Source organism: Novosphingobium sp. NBM11 (assembly GCF_015390225.1).
Lineage (GTDB): Bacteria > Pseudomonadota > Alphaproteobacteria > Sphingomonadales > Sphingomonadaceae > Novosphingobium.
Genome location: NZ_VUOG01000001.1, coordinates 3,776,943 through 3,797,307 on the forward strand (window position 1 = coordinate 3,776,943; position 20,365 = coordinate 3,797,307).

Below are 20,365 nucleotides of genomic sequence, written 5' to 3' on the forward strand. Positions count from 1 at the left end.
GCACAGCCGCGCTGGCTATGTCGGCGCTGGCCGGAGACTGGTGGCGATGGCTTTGAACACGCCGGCGTCGGGGCATGCTGACGCGAAGGCGACACGGATGCGCGAGGCGGTCTCGATGACGCGGGCGGCGACCTTGAGCAGCCGCAGGCGCAGCGTTGCGAACTCGGCAGTGGCCAGAGAGGTGGCCTTGGGGATGGCCTGCTGGACGCGCCACATCAGCCAGTAGGCGGCGGTATGCAGGATGAGGCGCATCTGGTTGGCATTGGCCGAGCGGCACGAGGTGCGATCGCTGGCCAACTGGGTCTTGTGGCGCTTGATCAGGTTTTCGGCTTGGCCGCGCGCGCAATAGAGCGTGTCGTAAATGTGCTCGGGCGAGCCTTCTGTCAGCGAGGTGACGACATAGCGGATGTCCATGCCCAGCGTGCTGGCCTCAATCCGGGCGACGACGCGGCGTTGGCTCTTCCAGCTTTTGGCGCCGTAGCGGGTCTCGACATAGTTGCGCAGGACCGGATGTTGGGCCTGGGCCCGCTTGACCGCGCAGGCATCGGCGACGGCAACGATGGCCGGATCGGCCCGCAGCGCGGCGTTGGTCGGCAAGCCGAACACGTAATCGACCCCGGCCGCCTCGCAGAACGCCATGATCTCGGGACGGGCGTAGTGCCCATCGCCGCGGATGGTGATGTGGGTATCGGGCCAGTGCTGGCGGATATGACGCACCAGGCGCCGGATGTGGCCGGCACCTTCGGCACCCGACGGCGTCTTGCCAGTGCGCAGCAGCATCGCCACCGGCCGCCCGCTCGCGGTATCGTACACATGGATCGGCAGGAAGCAGCGCTCACCGTGATGTCCGTTCCAGAACGAGAGCTGCTGATAGCCGTGCACGACATCACACGTGTCATCGATATCCAGCGTCACCGCCGCCGGTGGGGCCGGATAGCTGGCACAGTAAACGCCGATCATCGCGACCATCATCCGGGCCAGTTCACGCGTGGTCGGTGCATTCTCCCAGCGGCTCATCGTCGGTTGGCTGGCCAGCCCCGCGCCCGATCCCGGCAACTTGCCCAGCGCCAGGCGGAAGCCCGGATCGTCGCGCAGGGCATCGAGATCATCGGCGTCCTCATAGCCACACGTGATCGCGAACACACGGGCACGCAGAATGTCATCGAGGCGATGGATCACCCGCGTCGGGTCACGCGGATCGGCGATGCACGCAGCAAGCTGCCGGCAGATCCCCATCGCGCGCTCGGCCTGCGCCAGCAGCAGAACGCCGCCGTCAGAGGTCAGCCGGCCACCGTCGAACGCGGTTGTGACCTTCTTGCCGCCAACCGCTGGAAACGAAAATCCCGGTGCGCTATCATCGCTCCCGGCGGGTGTGGTCCGTGGCATAAATTGCCTCGCTGAAGGACTGGTCTAGACACCCATTTTCCTACTGCAAAGCAATCGCTTACGCCACTCCCGCCAACCCTCTCACCCGCCGCGGTGAATAAGACAGGTTAGCTCTTTGCGCAACAAGCCATGTTTGTTGCCCAATATGGCTGGCAAATCGACGATCTTGCAGTTCTTCAGCCGAATGCAGGCCTGGCGCTGATAGTCGCGGATGGGTTCCAGTGCTGCGTTGCCATCAGGATCTGCCATCGGCGGCGTAATGGAAAAAATTACGTGCTTGCCCCGTAACTTTGCCATAATCTTGTCAATGTTGGCTTTGGTTTGCTTCAGCGGCACACCCATGTTTGGGTCGTTGGTTCCGACTTCCACCATAACAGTATCGCCGAGCGGCATATCCTCTATTCGTTCGACCACGCCGATCGTCGTGTCTCCCGCGATACCAAAGTTGTTGTAATCTACTTTAAGTATCCTGTTCCAAGGGCCATAAGCCGTCAGACTGTCGCCTACCAGAGTCAATGATGTCGGTGGCGTACTCCGGTGCACCGGCGCTTGTAACCTAAACGATGGGTTTGCCATCGCTTTTGGCACAAAAATTCTACGAATGAAATGTAACGATTTTCCAGAAATTGCCAATGCTTCCGATTGGCAATAGGCTGAAGCCAGAAACCCCGCCCCGAACAAAGCAAGAGCTGGTAAAAACCAAAGAGCCTTTTTCAATTCCGAATCCTCCCCCTTGGATTCGGTACTTTACGATTTTTTGAGTGTCAATTTGATATGTAGACCGCGCCTAACGCTACTTAGAAGATTTTGGCTCGGATGGTCGCTGGAGCACATCCGCTAGCGATTATCGAATAGATTAGGAGGAACATGACCCCATGCGTCCTTATGTCGATCTACTCCACTTCGCCGCGGTTGACGTGGCTGCGCTCATAGCGCGCGCCGCCGTAGGCAACGGCCGCTATCACGAAAACGAGAATCAGCAGGCCAAGGCCGATCACGCGCGGCGGATACCAGTCTTTGCGGAGATTGCGCGTCAGGCTCCACGCGACGCCGGCCAGTGCCAGGATGAAAAGCGCGGGGATCCACGGATGCATGGCCGCCCGCATAGCAGGCGGCCGGGCGTTCGTCACCTTTCGCCCTGCATCACCGTGTTCCATGCGGTGTTGAAGCGGCTGACCACCGCTTTTTCCGCTGCATCAACTCGCGCCTTCTTCATGCGATAGGACGTGCTGTCGATCGCGCCGCGCTGCTCCGCCAGGTTCAGTTCCGCGCGGGCCTTGCGCACGATTTTCATATCCCGCTTGGCCTGCTTCATCTCGGGTTCCAGCAGCAGGTAGGGGCGCACGGATACGGCATAGGCTTTCGCCTGCTCGCGGTTGCCGGCTTCCAGATACTTCTTGACGTAGGATAGCTCCTGCTCGGTCGCACCGATACGATCGTAGTAGGCGCTCTTGTCGTACCATGCCGGCTTGCTGCCGGTGACCTTGCGGGCGAGCGGAATGTCGTTGGCAGTGACCTCGGCATCGGGGTCGAAGCCCTTGCTCACCAGCGACGCCATGCGGTCGAGGAACCCGCCGGCCGAACCGACCGCCGTGCCAGCCAGGTATTCGAGCGTCTCGGGCGAGACGTCCACGGCACCGGGCACAACGTCATCGCCGCCTGTGGCCTCGTTGAGCGCGTCGGTGATGGCGCGCCAGTGCGGGCCTACCGAACCCCAGTAACGTTGGCTGTCGGGCTCCTGCGGGCCATAGGCGGGTTGATCCGGCATGATCTTGCGACCGGAGAAGTCCTTGTTCTGCTCAAGGTCCACAATCGGATCAACGATGGTAGGCGCGATGAAGTTGAGCAAGCTCTGGCTACCGCCAACAGGGTTGAACGCATCGGCGACTTCACCGGCGAAGTTGGCCATGGTCTCCTTCCACCGCGCGCCACCGCGCCGCGCGATCTCGGCCGCCGATCGGCCGGCTCCCCAAAAGACGTTGTAGCCGTAGGGCAGGGGGAACTTCACATAGGTCGATCCGCCCGGGAGCATCAGGACGATGTTGCGCGCCTTCTCGTATTCCGGAATCTTGTCGTAGATGCTTTCGCCATCGTCATCGATCGCGCTGACCATGGCATTCAGCAGTTCCACCGCCGCGCTGGCGATCATCGTTGCCGCCAGCATCTTCCGGACCTTGGGCGACCGCATCGCCATGAGAATGCGAGCGCTGCCCTGAATGGAGGCATTCGCGAACAGGTAGAGCGCATTGATCGCCGGGCCTGCCGTCCCGCGCCGGTTGAAGTTCACCGTCAGGTTCTTGGCGAGGCTGGCCGCGCGCTCCGGCGACAAACCTGCTTCGCGGGCGTTCTTGAACGCGGAAAGCCGGATAGCGTTCTCGACGCCCAGGTTGAGGTTCTCGATCATGTCACGGATAGCGAGCAAGGCCCGCTTGCCCTGGATCATTGCGCCGCCGCCGCCGGCCTTCATCGTGGCGAGCTTCGCCGCGCCGGCAATCCGCTTTTTGATCTCCTCGATGTTCTCGACCTTGTTGAAGTAGATTCGGCCGCCCTCGTTGACGAACTCGTCATACCAGCGACCCCATTCCCCGCTGTGCTTGCCGAATGCCCCCTTAGTCGACGCGACGAGGGCGGCGCGATAGTCGCGCAAGGTGCCGCGAACGACACCCTTCACGCCCTCACCGGACAGGTTGAACGTGGCGGTCTGCAAGTCGCGGAACGCATTGGTGATGATGAACTCGGGGTTGTAGCTGGTGTTCACCGCCGAAAGGAATCGGTTCACTTTGCCCAGGTGCAGCGTGATCCAGTCAAGCTGGTGCTGGGTGAGGTTGCGCATGGCATCAGCCAGCCGCCGGGCATCGACATTGCCCTTGTCCATCGTGACGCGGACCTCCTTGCCGTTGAATTTGGCACTGACGGTCCAGTCGCGATCTTCGGCCAGCAAGTTACGGGTGAGGTAGCTTTCAACCAGACCGCTATCCTCGTTCATCCGCTGGCGCTCGGTGACCTTGTTGACCTTCCAGAACCCCGGATCGGGATTGGCGCGAGCGAGGTTCACGAAGCGTTGCGCAACAAGGTTGGTCTCGCCGCGAACGATCGCTTCCTCGGCCTGCATGATGGTGTACGCGAACGGGGAATCCGCCTTGCTGCGCCGTCCGTAGGCGGACTTGCTTTCGCGCCCACGCACGTTGATGCCGCCGCCCGAGCGGTTCATCCGCGCTGGTATCGGATCGGTGCCGGTTTCCTTGAAGCCGCGCAGCGGGACATAGAACTCGTATGTCGATCGCCATTCGTCGGCCTGCTCCTGGCTCATCAGGCCGGTCTCGACACGATAGTTGAGAGCCATATCCCTGATCGCATCGACGCGCGCGGCAAGGCGCTTCATGGCATCGAGCTTCCCGTCCTTGCGGATGCGGGACATGATCGCCGCGGCTTCGAGGTCCGTCATGCCGGAGCCTTCGCCTTCGGTGAAGTCCGGATTGATCTCGGCAATCCTGGCATTCCGCTCGGGCGCGTGCCGGGCATAGAGGTAGGATTCGAGTTCATCGATCGAGACGTTGTCGGCGTGCATGGCATCGAACAGCGGCTCGACGTGATCCTGCGCAAGCCGTTCCAGTCGAGCCCCGATCCGGCCCGTCATCAGTTCCTCGCCCATGTACGGGTTGCGGGATGGTGGAAGCTCCTTGCCGGTCTGCTGCTCGATCTGGCGCTGCACTTTCAGGAGCGGAAGATACCTGTCTTGGACGGCCGTGCGCCAGCGGTCGATGGCATCGCTGGCCTTGTCCTTCCACGACGGCTCCGCCCCCGCGAGCGAGACCATGTCCTCGCGCTCGGGGATGGAATAGCGGGCTTCGCTTTCATCGAGCGCAGGGGTCTGCGCCCGCGCGCCAACTTCACCGGCATCGACGCTCTGCATCACGCCTTCGGCAGTGCGCAGACCCCTGCCGGCAAAGGCGTTGCGGACGGCCTCGAATACCTGGCGAAGCAGCTTGAACACGCGCTCGACGGTGCCAGCGGCCTTGTAGCGTCCGTCCTGATGACGGGCAAAGAGGTCGGCGACAGCTTCCTCAACCCGGGCGTCTGGCGAGAGGGCCGAATAGCGCTGATCGATTGAGCGCATGAGACCGGGATCCCGGCGCGCCGCCGAGGCGAGTATGGCCCACTCGGAATTGTTGAACAGGCCAAGGTCGCGCAATGCATGGATCGCCTCATGATCCAGCGTGAAAGCGGCGGGCTGCGCGGTATCGGTCGCGATCGTGATGAGCTTGTCGCGGTACTGGCCAGCCGCCTGCCCGCCCAGCGTATCAACGATAGCCAGGCGAACCTTGTCTGAAAGTCGGAGCTTTCCAAGGCGGGCATCCAGCGCGGACCGGGTATCGGTCAAATCGGATGGAACGTCGCTATTGCCGGATTGGTCCACAACGAATAGATTGATGTCGCCGGGGGTGATTTCTTTCGGGCCATGCTGCGAAGCACCTTCGATCAGCGATGATCGGCCCCCGGCTCCCAACTCATCCGGCTTGTCGCTCAAGACATAGAACCGCCGGCCGTCCTTCATCTCCTGTACCAGAACGCCGAAAGCATGGGTCTGGCCATCGATCTCTACCGGGGCGGTGTAGCGGTGCGCCGCGACCACGCCGCGCGCCGCCCATTTGTCGGACGGTGGCAGCGGCCCCTCATGTTTGCCCTGTTCCAAGATTGCGCGGATGGCCGGCACGGCGCGCATGATCCTGTCGCCTGCGCGCATTTTGCCCTCACCGGCGCGCGTGAACTGGATTTTCTGACCATCGCTCGATGTCACCGTGCGGAAGGTGAGGTTCTGGCGATACCATGCCCGCGCCTTCTTCTGCAGGTCGAGCATGTCGCTCCACGTCCCCAGCTCATCGCCGTTAAGAACGGCGACTGGCTTGCCTTCGGGGATGGACTGTTTCGGCAACGTTGCGGCGGCGGCCTTTTCGCTCTCCTTGCGAAGCACCTCCTCCATGTCGGCAATGCGGCTGCTCAACTCCTCGATCTTGCCGCCATCGTCGAACTTCTCACCGAGCTTCGGGCGGTATTCGGCCAAGCGCCCTTCGGCGCTGGAACGATCCTCCTGCTCGTAAGCGAGTTCCTTATCGAAGCTGCGCAGCGCGTTCGCCATGCGCGTGACAAGGCCGCGCGAATCCGATCCGACATCGACCCGGCTGTCGCGTCCGCCATTGCGCTTGATCGTGAAAAACTGGTGTCCGCCGTCCGGTCCGGGATGCGTCTCCGCGACAAGCGCGAAACCGCCGAACTTGCCGACACCTTCGCGCAGGTCACGGCCGTCTGCCCGCTCGACGATGTCATCCATGGCGGACATCAGGGCCATGCCGAACTCGCTGCGATCGTCGTACTGCTGCCCGCGCACCTCACCCGTGAATTCGTCCGATGAGGGCAGTGCGCGTTGGGCAATGTCCTTCTCGATAAGCGGGATCAGCCGGTCTGCTTCCTTGATCGCCTGTTCTGCCCGAACAATCCGCAGGCGGATGTTCTGCTGCTCGCGCTCATGGGCGAGGCGGCGGCGCTGGAATTTCTCCAGCTCCTGCTTCCACTCGGTCATGTCCATGATGCGCGGGTCAGACGTCGTCATGGCCATCGCCTGCTCGTACTGGCTGGCTTCGCCCAAGTCCTCCATGTCGCGCATGGTCGGATCGCCGCGCATGAAACCCTCGATGAAGCGGGCTTTCTTCGCCATCAGGTTCCACATCTGCGAATCGTATGTGCCCTTGGTCGAGTAATCGAGAATCTCGACCTCGGGGTTCATGTTGCCCTGGCGGATGATGCGGCCGTTGCGCTGCGTGTCGTTTGCCGGATACCACTGGGCATCCATGTTATGCACGGCGCGCAGGCGCTTCTGTGCGTTCACGCCCGTCCCCATCTTGGCGACGGACCCGATCAGCACCCGCACCTTGCCTTCGTTCATGTCGTTGAACAGGCGCTGCTTGGCGATGTGCGATTTGAAGTCCGAGATCAGCGCGATCTGGCCAGCCGGGACACCGCGCTCGATCAGGGAATTGCGGATGTACTTGTGGACCGGGAACTCGCCGTTGATCCCGAAGTCGGAAAAAATCATCTGCGTTGCCGGGCCGTGCGTGACCGGTTTTTCGCTGAACCCGGCCCCGCCCGGTAGCGGCGTGTGGAAGCCGGTGCGCGAGAACTCCTTGTGACGGCGGGCAACCTCCTCGATCATGCGTTCGAGCTTGGACCCTTCCTCGCGCGGCGCGGCCGAATCGATCAGGCGATAGTCGATCGCGGACTTCCGGCCATCGCCGATGACCGACAACAGAATGTCGTCGCCCTTCTTGGGCGGGCCTGACCGGCGCTGGATCGCGATCATGCGCTCGCGCAACACCTCCTGGTACTCGGCTTGCCTGTCCGTCTGTTCGGCCAGCACCATTTGCCGGGAGCCGTTCTTGAGATTCGGCAGGCTGACGTAGCGCCGCAGTTCCGCCGCGCCGATCACGTCCATCACCTGCCGCACCATGACGGAGAGTTCCGGGACGTTCACAAACTGGGCAAAGCGCGTGACCGGCTTGTATCCGCCGGCGGGGTCTTGCTCCAGCGACGTGACGGTATCGCCGAAGGCACCGGCCCATGCGTCGAAGTGACCAAGCCCGCGCTTGGAGAGTTCGTCTTGCTGCAGGTAGCGGCTGACGCTGAACAACTCGGCCATGGTGTTTGTGATCGGCGTCCCGGATGCCATCACGAGATTGCGGCCGGGCCGCTTGCTTTCGAGGAACCGCGTCTTCGCGTAGAGATCGAAAGACATCTGCGATCCGGCCGGATCAATGCCCTTCACGTTCCCCATCTTCGTCGAGAAGTCGAGCTTCCGGAAAAGGTGGGCCTCGTCCACGAACAGGAAGTCCACCCCCATTTCCTCAAACGTGAATACCTGGTCACGCTTTTTGTTGGTCAGGCCGGAAAGCCGCTGTTCAAGCTGCTCTTTCTGCTGCTCGATCTTCCGGCGCGTCGCGCGCTCGGACTTGTCCACCTCGGACAGCACATCGACGAGGTCATTGATCTGATCGGAGATCATCGACGCGGTAAACTCGTCCGACATCGGGATGAAGTTGAACGCCGAATGCGTGATGATGATGGCGTCGAGGTCATCGGCGGCGACGCGCGCGATGAACTCCTTGCGGCGGGACGTGTGGAAACGCTGCTCGTCGGCGACGCGGATACGGGCGAGCGGGTATTGCTCGTAGAACTCCTTGGTGAACTGCCCGAGCATATGGTTCGGGACGACGTACATGGGCTTGGAGATCAACCCCAGCCGCTTCATTTCCATGCCCGCGCCGATCATCTCCGACGTTTTCCCGGCACCGACCTCGTGCGCCAGGTACGTGTTGCCGGTCTGGATGATGCGCGCGATGGCGGCGCTCTGATGCGGCCGCCATTCCCAGCCGGAGGCGATGCCCGGCGTCGAGAGATACGACCCGTCGAACTTGGGGGCGACGAGGCTGTTGTACTGCTGGTTGTACTGGTCGACGAGCGCCGCCGATCGGCTGGCGTCAGACCACACCCATTCCTTGAAGGCTGCCTTGATCTCGGCCAGCTTGTCCTGGGCGGCCTGCGTATCGACCGTGTTCAGCATCCGCTTGCCATCTTCGGTGCGGTCGAAGACTTGCGGCGTCTGGCGGTTGAGCGCGGCCTCGATCAACGCCATGGCATCGATGCGATTGGTGCCCCATGTCGTTTTCGCCGCGGCGCTGTAGCTGTCCCCTGCGGCCGTCCACTGGGCCAGCTTGGGCAGGTACGAAACCTTGGCGGATTGCAGGCCAAGTTTCTCGGTAGCGAACTGCTCGATTACCTTGGTCGGGATCCACGGCATACCGAGGTTGGCCGCGATCTCCGACGGGGTGAGGGGGGCTGGCTGGACAGCTTCGAGCGCGCGCACGTTCTTGCTGAATGCGGGATCGCGCTGGGCCTGTTCACGGGCCAGCGCGAGCTTTTCCCGCACGTTGCCCGAGAGGTACATCTCCGACGTCTCGTAGACGCCCGGCTTGCCGGGAACCTCAAACATCCGGTCGCCGACGGCTTCGAGCACGGCGCTCTGCGACATACCAACCATATCGGCCATCAAGCGGATGTCGGGGCGGCCAACGCGATTCAGGCTGTAGAGGAGGGCATCCTCCGCCGAGTTGATCGTGGGAGTGCTGTCGAGCTTGATGGCGTTCTCGTAGAACACCCTGCCTTTCGTCGCTTCGCCGGTATCCTTGTTGAAATGCTCGATCGCGGCCAGGCGATAGCCTTCCTCGTCGTCCATGAACGGATCGAGGTTCGGACGCTTTTCGACAACGGTGTCGGGAACATCCGAGGGCTCGAACGAACCTTCATTCCATCGGCGGCCGGCGGCGATTGCAGCTTGGCGCGCGGCCTTGCGATCACGGGCTATCTCGGCAAGCGTTGCGCCGCGATCAAGGTACGGCTGGATGTCGAACGATCCGTCATCCCATTCCCTGCCGGCGAGGCGCGCTTCCTCGCGCGCGGCAGCACGAGCGGATTCTAGCTGGACCGAATTCGGCGCGCGATAGCTGATGTCGGTCTTGTTGACCGGGCCGAACTTGGAAACGAAGGCGTCGTATGCCTTGTTCAGCTTCTCGCGCGCTTTTCCGCCCGCGATCGTGTCGGCCTTGAGGTCGGCCGAAAACACTTCGCGCAAGGCATCCTTGATCGGAATGAGCCCGCGCACGCGCTGTTGGGCCGCCGCCGACATGCCACCCGTCACGCCCTTGCCTGGTGCCCGCACGGGGGTTCCAACCCCGTTGCGGAACTGCATCAACCGGCCGTCGGCATCGAAATAGTAGGAGCCGTCCTTTTTCTCGTTGGACGCCATATCAATGTCGCTGGCGCCAACCGGTGTGAGGGATGGCGTCGTGCTGGTGATCGCGCCCGGCAACTTCGTGGCAGCATCGCGAATGGCCTGCTCGACGTCGAAGCCCTTGGGCGCGCGCACGGCATAGCGGGGGCCTGCGATCAGCTTGTCGAACATCCCCTGTTCGCCAAGCACCATGTCGGGATGCTCGATGAAGTAGCGGTTGACCTGACCATCGACCATGTTCCCGTCGCGGTCGGGAAGGGTCAGGGTATCGGTGTTGACCCACGCTTGATCCCCGGGCTTCTCGCCCGGTCCGCGCTTGCGCAGGATTACGATGTCCGTGGTGACAGACGTTCCCGCGTTCTGCTCGAAAGCATTGCCCGGGAGGCGGATTGCACCAACAAGGTCCGCCCGGTCAGCCAGGTACTCGCGGGCCTTGGTGTTGAGCTTGTTCATCGTGCCGGCGGACGTCACGAACATCAGCAGCCCGCCCGGCTTGAGCGCGTCCAGTGACTTCGCAAAGAAGAAGTCGTGGAGCACGAACTTGTGCTTGGCATAGTCCGGATCGGCGCTGATGGTCGTTTCCGAAAAGGGAGGGTTGCCGATTACGAGGTCAACCGCACCCTTGATGCCGGGCACACGGGTATAATCGCCCTGCTGGACACCCGACTGCGGATAGAGAAGGCGGGCGATGTTCGCGGTCAGGTGGTCATATTCCAGACCGCTGTAGCTGCTTGCGGCCGCAATATCGGCCGGCATCATTCCCCGGAAATTGCCGGTGCCCATACCGGGTTCGAAGACGACGCCCCCCGTAAATCCGAGTTGCCGCGCGATCTCCCACATGGGGCGAACGACGTGTTCCGAGGTATAGTGCGCGTACTGGATCGATCGGCGCGCGGTCTCGTATTCCTCGTCCGACAGCAATTCGCGCAGGCGAGGGCCGAGTTCCTCGAATCCCTTCCCGTAGGTTCCATCGACATCGGCGAAGACGTTTTTGATCCCGCCCCAGCCGACATAGCGCGCGATGGTTTCCTGCTCGGCGCGCGTCGCGGGACGGTCCTCCGCGATGATCTTCTTCACCAGAGCGATGGCGTCGATGTTGTCGCGCGCCTTCTGCTGGAGCGGTCTCTCCTCGCTCAACGAGCCAGGCGTGATCGACCAGTCTTCGCCCTTTACGGAATCGGCGGCCCGGCGGGTCGCGCTGGATCGGCTTCCGGTGCGCTGTTCGGCGGCGGGAAGGTTATCAGCGTCGCGAACACCTGTTCCGTCGCCTGCTGCGCGTCCTGCGGGTTCGCCAGTGCCCCGCTCGGCAGGGTCGGCTTGCCCTCGGTCAGTTCCCGGAACATCGCCTGGGCTTCGGCCGCCTTCCTGTTGAGGTGCGCGTCCATCCCGCCCGACCGGCGCAGTTCGTTGAACATCGCTGGGGCCTGTTCCCGCATCGCTTGCAGGTACGCGGTTCGGAAGTTCAACATTGGCGCTTCCTGTAGCACCATCCTCTCCTCCTGTCATTGGAGCCGTATTGGCCCACTGGTCGAACGTCCGCATCGACTTCCCGACCTCGCCGGCATCGTCCATGCCTGCGACGCTCTCGCCCATGTCCTCCATCATGTCGCGGGCACCGTTGTACCAGCCGCGCAGATATTGCCGGATAGAGGCGAGAGGGGTGTCGAGATCGTTGGCGATGGCCCGGGCAAACGCGGAAAACCGCCGCGCCCCCTTCTCGATGTGGTAGACGGCAAGCTCCGCCCCGATCGCGAGAATTTCGGGGTCAAGGCCGCTGTTGAGCCGGTTCGGGTTCAGCTTCGCCTTGAGCCGTTCGCGCAGTTCGGCGGCGCGCTCGTCAGTGACAAGGCGGTTCTTGGATGGAGCGGCCTGGGCGGTAGCTTCGGGCGTCGCGCTGGCGGACGGCTTTTCCGCCTGCACCATGGCCATCTTGCCCGTCCGGATCGCCGCGGCAATCTGATAGTTCTTGAGCGAGGAGCGACCGCCCGATGCATCGTTCGTGAAGAACGCTTCCGTTTTGCTCGCTGACGTCACCGTGTAGGTATCGTCAGGGTTTCCACCGAGATATTCGACTTGTTCCAGGAAGCGGACCTTCTCACCCGTTCGCACATAGGGGTTCGGGTTCTTCTTGTCCGTCTCGCGCTGCGGCACGGGTTGCCCGACAGGGACGGTGTCGCGCGGCTTGATGACGGTTTCCTTGCCTGTCCGCAGGTTGTGGACGACAAGGCCGGGGTGTTCTTCCTTGGGCTTGGGCGCTTCGGCCTTCGGCCCCTTCTCTTTCTGGCGCAGCAACCGGGCCGGCACGTAGTAGTCTGCGCCAGAGGGCGAGACAACGCGGATGATCCCTTGATCCTTGCTCGAAACTTTATCGACGGTCCCGGAGAACGTCCGCGCCGTGCCGTCGCGGTAGAAGTTGGAATGCTCCCATTCGACTTCCTGCCTACTCGTGAAATTGCGCATGACAGCGCGATTCGCGGCAAAATCCGCGTCGATCTTGGCCTGTTCTCCGGATTGCGCAGCCTGCGGCACCGCCGTTGCTGCGGCAACCTTTGAAGCGCCGGTGATCGCCGCCGCGATCTTGTCGGCATACTTCTTCGAGTAGATGAGCGCACCGTCCTTGCGGACCATGAATCTCGCCTGCGGTACGGCCGCGTCGATCGCTGCGCGCTCTGCCTGGCTCGCGCCGATCACGGCGACGCTCTTGCCCGTCGCGGTTTCCTCAACACGCGCCACTGCTGGGCTGGCTGCGGACTGATTGGCCGCCGTTGCCGGCGTAGCGCCATCGGCGGTTTCCGAACTCGGAAACTCGTGGGCCGCCTGGATGAGATCACGAATCGGCGCATTGAGCCGGATCGCGCGCACGTCCTCACCGTTATCGCGCGCGCCAAGCCACTGGTGATGACCGTCAAGAACATGGTTGTCGGACGAGATGAGAATGGCGCGGTTGCCTCCCTCATAATCCTTGGCCTTCTGCACCTTCTCCGGCGAGAATTCCGCCTGCGATGGACGCAGGGACGAGGCGGGAACGGTTTCCTCCTGATGCGAGATGTCACGCGCATTGAGGAAGTTCACCATGGCTCCGCGATGCTCGGCCTTGATCTGCGGCATTTCGGCGCGCGGGATCCCTAGCGTTCCCGACGTTTCAGCGAACCGCGTCCACTCCTTATCGATCGGCTGGCCAGCCATGTCCGATCCGGGAATATCGCGACGCTGGACCGTCGGGGCTTGCACCTCGCTGATGGGCGTCGACACCCGTTCATCCGCAGGGATGTCCGACCACTTCGTTGGTTCAACCTGCAACCCGGGGCGGGATGCAGTATCGACCGGCTGGCCCAACGCCGACATGCCGCGCGCAATGTCGCCATCGGTCTCGCCGCCGGCGGCCGGTCGCATGAACTTCCGGACATAGGCGTCCAGCACCCGCGCCGGGTCGCTCTCGGCAAGCACCGCCTTGCCGCCATGGTCTCCGCCGCGCAGTTCCCACACGAGATAGTCAAGCTGCTGGTCGAAGGTCGGCTTGTCTCCGAACCGGCGGCGAATTTCCGCTGCACGTGCACCGAGCCATTGGCCAAGGCCGAACGCGCCAGACGACGGGTTCTGTGCGTTGGGATTGCTAGCGGATTCGGCATGAATGCCAGCGGCGATACCCATGGCCTGACCTTCGGACAGACCGCGTTTGCGCAGGCCATCGACGATCGATTGGTTGACGGCACCGCCGCGCGCCGTGGAGTGGGCAGGATCACGCGACGGTGCCGCCTGCCGCACAGGAACAGGCGAGGGAGAGGGAACACCTGCGCCCTGTGCGGGTAGGGATGCATCCGCAGCGAGGCCGGCGTCGATCGCGTCGGCTTCGGCTGTGGGGCTGGCTGGCGCGATGGTGACGCCAAGCTCGTTGAGGGTATCAAGGTACTCGCGCAGGGGCTTGCCCCCGCCGTCGGGGCGAATGACGACGCCTGCGCCACTTTCATCGGCGAAGTGATCTTCGATCGTGCCGGCCATCGACTTGCCGCCGGGGAGATTCCCGACGGTCACGCGCGTTCCAACCGTCGGCAGGCCGGATGCCGTCAAGGCGTCGTTGGCGACTTTCGATCCGGTCGCGTTGGCGATGTCCATGCGCCCGGCAACGATGTCGCTGGTTTCGAGCGGGCTGGCATGATCTTCGGGGCTGATCGTGGCAGCATCGATAACCGCGGCTTCCCGTGCGCCGACCGGAGGGGTGCGGGTATCATCCTGCCTGCGTCCGACAAGCCGGCCGCTCGAATCGATCGCTTCGGCGGCACCACGGAATGCGCCACCGGCAGCGAACCCTACCAGTCCGCCAGAAAGCGCCTGGTCAATGGCCTGTTCCGGATCAAAGCCAGCACGCGTTCCCAAGGACGATCCGGCATATTCGATCGGGTTCTGAACGGCTTCCGTCAGACCTTCACCGAGGGCGGCCTTCGCAACGCGAATGGCGACATTGCCGCCGTGCTCTCCGATCAGGTTCTCGAAGCCATATTTGTCGAGCGCTGTGGAGATCGCAGCGGCGGGGGCCGCGAGCGCCACGTCTGTTGCATCAACACGGTCGCGATTGTTCGCGCGCGCGCGGTCCTGCGCGATGTTGCCGGTCAGCGATGTGCCATAGAGAGCCACACCTTCAGGCGATGCATACAGGGGCAGGTACAAGAGCGATGAAGGCCCCTGTTCCAGCACGAATCGGCCAGCCGCGCCGAGCTTCGCCCCCAGTCCGCCAGCACTTTTCACATCCTCCCAGGACGTGTCACCTGCGACCGGCGCGCCAATGTACCGATCGGCATTGTCCGCGTGCTGGTTGATGACTTCTCCGAGCGCCTGCCCCGCTCCACCGCGCAGCATCCCGATGAATGGCGACACCGGAGCGAATGCGCTGGAAAGGGCAGGAGACGAGATCATCGCCGCGCCGCTGCGCGCCAACCCGGACCCGATACCGGCAAGCGCCTGTTCGGCCTTCACCGCCTGGCGGCCAAGATAGCCGTTGGCCGGCAACATGGGTGCCGGTGGATTAACGACCGCTTCCGCCCGTGCCGCCGTCTCGTTGGCGCGGGTAGCTGCTTCTGGCGTCAGGCCAAGCGCAACACCCGTCGACCCCATGTCGATGCGGGAGGGCGCGTTATCGCGCTGGATCGGCGCGGCTGGAGCCGCTTGGCGACCAGGTGCGCGCGCGGCCGGCGCGGCATCGGCGGCATTGCCTTGCGGCTGGGCCACCACGCGACGTTCCCGGAGTGTCGAACGCGGACGACGATCCGTTTCGTTGTCGTCGATCGGGGCATTGCGCCAGCTTGGCGTTGAAGGGGTGTCGCGGGCCTCGTCGAGCGGTGCGTCTCTCCAGCCCATTACGGCACGATCCTCCTCTTGCCATCAGGGCCGATGAACGACTTACCCTTGTTGGCGGGGTTGTTGACGAATGCGTCGGCTTCGGTGTCCGATGCGAATGACGGAACGCCGCGATTGTTCACTCGCGGTGTCATAGGCGCACGGCCGCTATCGCGCTTGGCCGGCGGCGCGGCGGCGGGCGCTGGCGCGGATGCCTGAGGTGCATCCTGCCCGAGTTCAGCAAGGAGGCCGCCGGCACCGGCCCCGCCGGAATAGAGTTGCTTGTCCGGTGCCGTGATGCCGAGGTCGATCCTCTGGCCGCCCTTGGTCACGCCGTAGTAGCGGCCATCGCCAGATGCGACGACGTCCTTGATGTCGCCGCTTTCCATCTGACGCAGAGCGCCTTGAAGCTGGATTTGCCGCTGGGTGTCGTTGTTGCGCTGCGCTTCTTCCAAACGGGCCTGCACCTGCACCTTCGCGATGTCGAGCGCATTGCGGACCTTGTCGATCTTGATGGTCGAGGAGGTGCGGCGATCGTTGCTGCGCGCGTCGCCCCAGTCCTGCCAGCGCGCCGAACTCTCCTGGCTCTTGCGCTGCTCGTCGCCCTGAATGGCAATTTCCTGCCGCTGGTTGGCGCTGCGATGATCGTCCAGCGCAAGGTTGTTCTGCTGGCGCAGGTTCTCAAGCGCTACCTGACGGCGCTGCTCCGCGTCCATTTCGCCCTGACGTGCGATGCCCTGACCGATCCCGGACAGCGCGCCACCGAGGAAATATCCGAGACCTCCGGCCATATCATGCGGCTCCCTGTTGCGGGGCCTGCGGCTGGCCAGCCGGTATCGGCTGACCGCCGGGAAGGCCGGGCAGAATCTTGTTCAACTGGCCGGCGCGATCGGCATCGACGAGCTGGGCGAAGCCAGTCTTCAAGGCATCGACAATGCGCGGGTTGATTTTCGTCGCAGCAACGCGGAACAGGTCGAGCGCGCGCAGGAACGCACCCTCGATGTCCTGATCGTTGAAGTCGTGGAGCTTGGCCGCTTCGGAAATTTCGATCATTTCCTCGACCGCCTCGCGCCCTGCCTGGTAGAGGACGGCTTCGGGCGAAAAGTCCTGTTCGTCCTCGCCGGATGCTTCGGGCGCGCGATCTTCTTCCGGCTGGCCCGGCTGCTCCTCGTTCGGCTCGTTCTCCATTTTCGGCTGCTGGCCGGAATCCGCGGTATCCAGCGCACGGTTCAGCAAGCCGAATTTCTGATCCACCACGATCGTAATGAGCACGGCCGTTGCCGATACGCAGTCCTGCGGCGAGTTGGTCAACGGGGGTTCAACCCCGTCGAACAGGTCGAGAGCCTTCTTGTCGAACTGGCCTTTCAGGTCGGCAATGATCTGCGGATAGACCTCGCCCGGCGTGGCATCAGGGTAGATGACCGCCTGCATGGCCCTGACGAACTTTTCGAGTTCGGCCTGTTCTTCCGGCGAGGCGGCCTGCTGACCGCCAGCATCCATGCCGCCCTGATCGTCCTGGGCGGCTGGCGCAGGCTGCGCGGACATCGGCGCGGCAGCGGGCGTTTGTGCCGTCGGCTGCATGAGGGAGCTACCAAGACCGGCCATGATTAACTCCCTACGTTGATGCGGCCGGTGCTGGGGTCATAGCTGACCTTCTTCCCGGCATAGATCGCGGCGTTGAAGACTTCGGATGCGTTCGGGCCGCCGAGCCCGCCGCTCGGCGACGAGTATGTCGGCAAGCCCGACGTGTCGGCATAGTTGGCGGCGATGGCGTCGCGGTTGCGCTGCGCTTCCTTGGACTGCTCGCGCGCGAGCATCCCTTGGCCAAGGCCCTGCAACGCCATGCCGGAAACGACGGGGTTACTGTTAATGAACCCGAGGATGCCGCTGCCTGACGAAACGGGAGCCGCCGATGCGACAACAGGGGCAAGCACGCCGCCTCCGGCACCCGTGGCCGCAGCGAGGCCGGAGGCGGCCGATGACCCGCCCAGTGCGGTGCCAAGACCGCGCGATGCCAGTCCGCCTCCGCTCAAGGAGCCGTTGCTGATGACATCGAGGCCCGGAGCGCTGGCGACACGCTCCGCGAACGTGCTGGCCGCATTGCCGGCACCGCTCGCGCCGCTGCTGGCGGCATCGGCGGCGGCCGTGCCCGCCTTCGCGGCACCGCCGATCGCAGCATTGAAGCCGCCGAGCGCCGCACCCGCCACAAATCCCGTTGTCGCGACCTTGAGAATGTTGCCGCCAGTCAGCGCGGAACCGACGGCACCGATCGTCGCGGATGTCGCGGCGGTCGATAGGACGCTTGTTAGTCCCGCTGATAGTCCGAGCGAACTCCCGAGCGCGCCGACGCTGGGCAGCACACCAAGCGCCGCGCCGCCGGTGAGAACGACCGCACCGATCGCGAGTACCGGCAGAGCCACCTTCTTGATGACCTTCACAACGGCCTTGAATGCCTTGCCGATGGCCTTGAACGGATTGCTCATACTGCTGCCTTTTCGTCTGGCGCGCGGTTAAGGCGATACGTCTGCGCGCAAAGCTGGAAGCCACGGCGCTCATAGATCGCGCCCATCGCCTGCGAGCCGGGAATAGCGTCCGACCAACTCGCGCCGATCTCGATCACACGGGGGTTCAATCGCGCCCAGGTGAGGTAGTGCTCGAACAGTTCCACGAGCACGCGCGGCGGGCAGTCTGCGCGCCCAAGCAAGTAGTGATCTTGCGCGCAGAGCTTGCGGCCAACCCCGTATGTGCGCCCGAGCGATCCGAGGAAAAAAGCCGCGATCGCATCGTCATCATCGACCGCGACCATGAAAAAGGTCGAGCCATCATGAACGCCGGCGTGACGCTGCGCGGCCTGCGCGAACAGGCGGCGCGCGACCGTCTGGTCGACCTCATCGCGGTCGACGTAGCAGGTATCAGGCAGACGTTCGGCCAAAAGCTCCGCCACACGCGGCGCATCGATGGCCCGGCCGGCGCGCAGGCGCATCAGTAGATTCCGGCGAGATTCGCGCCAAGGCCCGTGGTGGCCGGCGTCGGGGTGGCGGATGCCGTCGGAACGAACTGCACGCCGTACAGGCTTTGCAGATAGTCGAGACCCTGCTTGTATTGATCGTTGATCGACGACTGCACGGCCGCGCGCGTCGCCGCCGGAATTTCGGCGTTATTCAGCGTGTTGGACAGGGCGTTGAAGCGCTGCGAGGTGAGGTCGGTGAGGGCCGACGCCATCGTCTTCTGCTGGTCGGCCGCCAGCGCCGCCGTGGTTTTCTGCTGGTCGGCGGCGATGTTGGCCTGGTTGGTCTGCCATGCAGCGGCCGTCTGCGCGTCCTGCGATGCGATTGGCGTGGCCGCGTTGAGCACGGCTGTTTGCCCCGCCTGCACGGCCATCGACGAATTGCCGAGCCCACGCCGGTTGGCCGCCTGGATGCCCTGCGTTCGGGCGAGTTTCATCAGGTCCGAATTGCCCGACGTGATCGCGGCTACCCTGTTCGCCACGCCATCATCGATACCGGTGGTAGTTGCCATGTCGCACGCCCTTAAAAACCGACGTGGACCCTATCTCAAATATCGGTATCCGACAATTCCCGCCTGCCCTGTAATGCGCGGTATCCGATTATTTGTTGGCGACACCAGAGACGCGCGCGTTCCATGCGGCGCTCCCGGCGACTTTGCTGCGGCAACTCCCGCCGGCCGAGCGCAGCGCAAGGATGAAGTCCAGCGTCAGCCGGTCCCGCAACCCTACCGAGGCACGGGCGGCCTCGATGCTGCTCCAGTCGATCGCGGGGATCTCGGGGGCAACCGGTTCTGCGTCGCAGGACGTCAGGTCAGTGGGCAGCGGGGCGAGGCGGGTTGTCGTGCCGCAGGCTGTCAAGGCCAGCGCGCAGAGGGTCATCGCTGCCAGCGGCAGCAGTGCGGGCTTTCGCATTGGAGGTCTCCACTTCCTGCTTCGATTGGGCCACGACCGCGCTGGCGTCGGCAGCGCCAGCGCTGGACATGGTCTGCACCTGCTGGCTAACCTTGGCCTCGTGCTTGTCGATCACGGCGTTGTCATGGGCGCGCAGCCAGAATCCGACGATAATGGCCAGCAGCAGTACGCCAGCCAGCACGTCAACGACATGACGTACCCAATCCGGCAGTTCGACGAGGCCGAGCAATCGCGCAATCATTCATCAGGCTCCTGCTTGCTGCTATCCGCGCTGCGGCGCGTGAAGTAGCTGGCCACGCACAGCCCGATTAGGCCCTGCACAACGATCGCCTGGGACAGCGACTTGAACAGGTCGTCCTTGGTGAGTTCGGGCTTGCACGCGATCATGCCCAGTACGATCAGGGTGAGGGCGAACATGCCGCCGCCTGCGATCGTTGTGGGCCGGAATTTGGGCAGGTTCATCACGATGGCATCCCCGCTTTGAGCCATGCCGCCACGTCGAAGCTGGGGCAGGCTTTTTTGACGCCCGGCCAGTCGCGATGTCCGCGCACGATGATGTTGGGGTAGGCCGCCTGATACTTGCGCACGAGCGCCGCGAGCGCCTGCTTCTGCGCGGTCGTGCGCGTGTCCTTCGGCTGGCCAGCCTTGTCGACGCCGCCGACATAGCAGATGCCGATATTGCCGGTGTTCGCGCCGCCGACGTGCGCGCCCTTGGTGTCGTCGCCCAGGGTGCGGACGGCATTGCCATCGATCTCGATGACGTGGTGGTAGGACACCTGGCCGAACTTGTCCTTGTCCCACTGGCTGATGGTGGCGGCCTTCACGTCGCGGCCTTCCGGCGTCGCGGCGCAGTGAATAGTCAGGTACTTGATGGGGCCAAGCGCGCTCAT

The 20,365-nt window shown here is 63.6% G+C and carries 12 protein-coding genes; all 12 read right to left on the minus strand.

The genetic code is table 11. The features are described 5' to 3' along the window. Positions 1 to 15: 15 nt before the first annotated feature. Positions 16 to 1,386: an IS1380 family transposase gene (locus F1640_RS18225; protein ID WP_066763960.1), complete on the minus strand. Its 1,371-nt coding sequence runs from the start codon at positions 1,384 to 1,386 to the stop codon at positions 16 to 18. An 81-nt stretch (positions 1,387 to 1,467) separates the two neighbouring features. Next, the gene (locus F1640_RS18230) at positions 1,468 to 2,103 is read right to left on the minus strand and encodes a GDSL-type esterase/lipase family protein (RefSeq protein WP_194920538.1); all 636 of its coding nucleotides are present in this window, start codon (positions 2,101 to 2,103) and stop codon (positions 1,468 to 1,470) included. Between the two features lie 176 nt (positions 2,104 to 2,279). Next, on the minus strand, positions 2,280 to 2,480 hold the full coding sequence (locus tag F1640_RS18235; RefSeq protein ID WP_194920539.1) for a hypothetical protein: 201 nt from the start codon (positions 2,478 to 2,480) through the stop codon (positions 2,280 to 2,282). A 32-nt stretch (positions 2,481 to 2,512) separates the two neighbouring features. Next, on the minus strand, positions 2,513 to 15,577 hold the full coding sequence (locus F1640_RS18240; RefSeq protein WP_194920545.1) for a phage tail tip lysozyme: 13,065 nt from the start codon (positions 15,575 to 15,577) through the stop codon (positions 2,513 to 2,515). Further along, positions 15,577 to 16,272 carry a hypothetical protein gene (locus F1640_RS18245; RefSeq protein ID WP_194920546.1) on the minus strand — a complete coding sequence of 232 codons (696 nt, stop codon included), beginning with the start codon at positions 16,270 to 16,272 and terminating at the stop codon, positions 15,577 to 15,579. The genes F1640_RS18240 and F1640_RS18245 overlap by 1 nt, the downstream gene beginning before the upstream one ends. A 76-nt stretch (positions 16,273 to 16,348) precedes the next feature. Beyond that, positions 16,349 to 17,161, minus strand: coding sequence for a hypothetical protein (locus tag F1640_RS18250; RefSeq protein ID WP_194920547.1), 813 nt, complete (start codon positions 17,159 to 17,161; stop codon positions 16,349 to 16,351). Between the two features lie 2 nt (positions 17,162 to 17,163). Further along, positions 17,164 to 18,039 carry a hypothetical protein gene (locus F1640_RS18255; RefSeq protein ID WP_194920548.1) on the minus strand — a complete coding sequence of 292 codons (876 nt, stop codon included), beginning with the start codon at positions 18,037 to 18,039 and terminating at the stop codon, positions 17,164 to 17,166. Beyond that, entirely contained in the window at positions 18,036 to 18,539 is a 504-nt protein-coding gene (locus F1640_RS18260) for a hypothetical protein (RefSeq protein WP_194920549.1), read from the minus strand. Before F1640_RS18260 ends, F1640_RS18255 begins: the two co-directional genes overlap by 4 nt. Further along, on the minus strand, positions 18,539 to 19,075 hold the full coding sequence (locus tag F1640_RS18265) for a hypothetical protein (protein WP_194920550.1): 537 nt from the start codon (positions 19,073 to 19,075) through the stop codon (positions 18,539 to 18,541). Before F1640_RS18265 ends, F1640_RS18260 begins: the two co-directional genes overlap by 1 nt. Before the next feature lie 299 nt (positions 19,076 to 19,374). Then, positions 19,375 to 19,716 carry a hypothetical protein gene (locus F1640_RS18270; RefSeq protein ID WP_194920551.1) on the minus strand — a complete coding sequence of 114 codons (342 nt, stop codon included), beginning with the start codon at positions 19,714 to 19,716 and terminating at the stop codon, positions 19,375 to 19,377. Then, positions 19,713 to 19,940, minus strand: coding sequence for a hypothetical protein (locus tag F1640_RS18275; protein WP_194920552.1), 228 nt, complete (start codon positions 19,938 to 19,940; stop codon positions 19,713 to 19,715). Before F1640_RS18275 ends, F1640_RS18270 begins: the two co-directional genes overlap by 4 nt. Continuing rightward, positions 19,937 to 20,365 (minus strand): N-acetylmuramoyl-L-alanine amidase, encoded by a 429-nt coding sequence (locus F1640_RS18280; RefSeq protein WP_194920558.1) that lies wholly within the window; start codon positions 20,363 to 20,365, stop codon positions 19,937 to 19,939. Before F1640_RS18280 ends, F1640_RS18275 begins: the two co-directional genes overlap by 4 nt.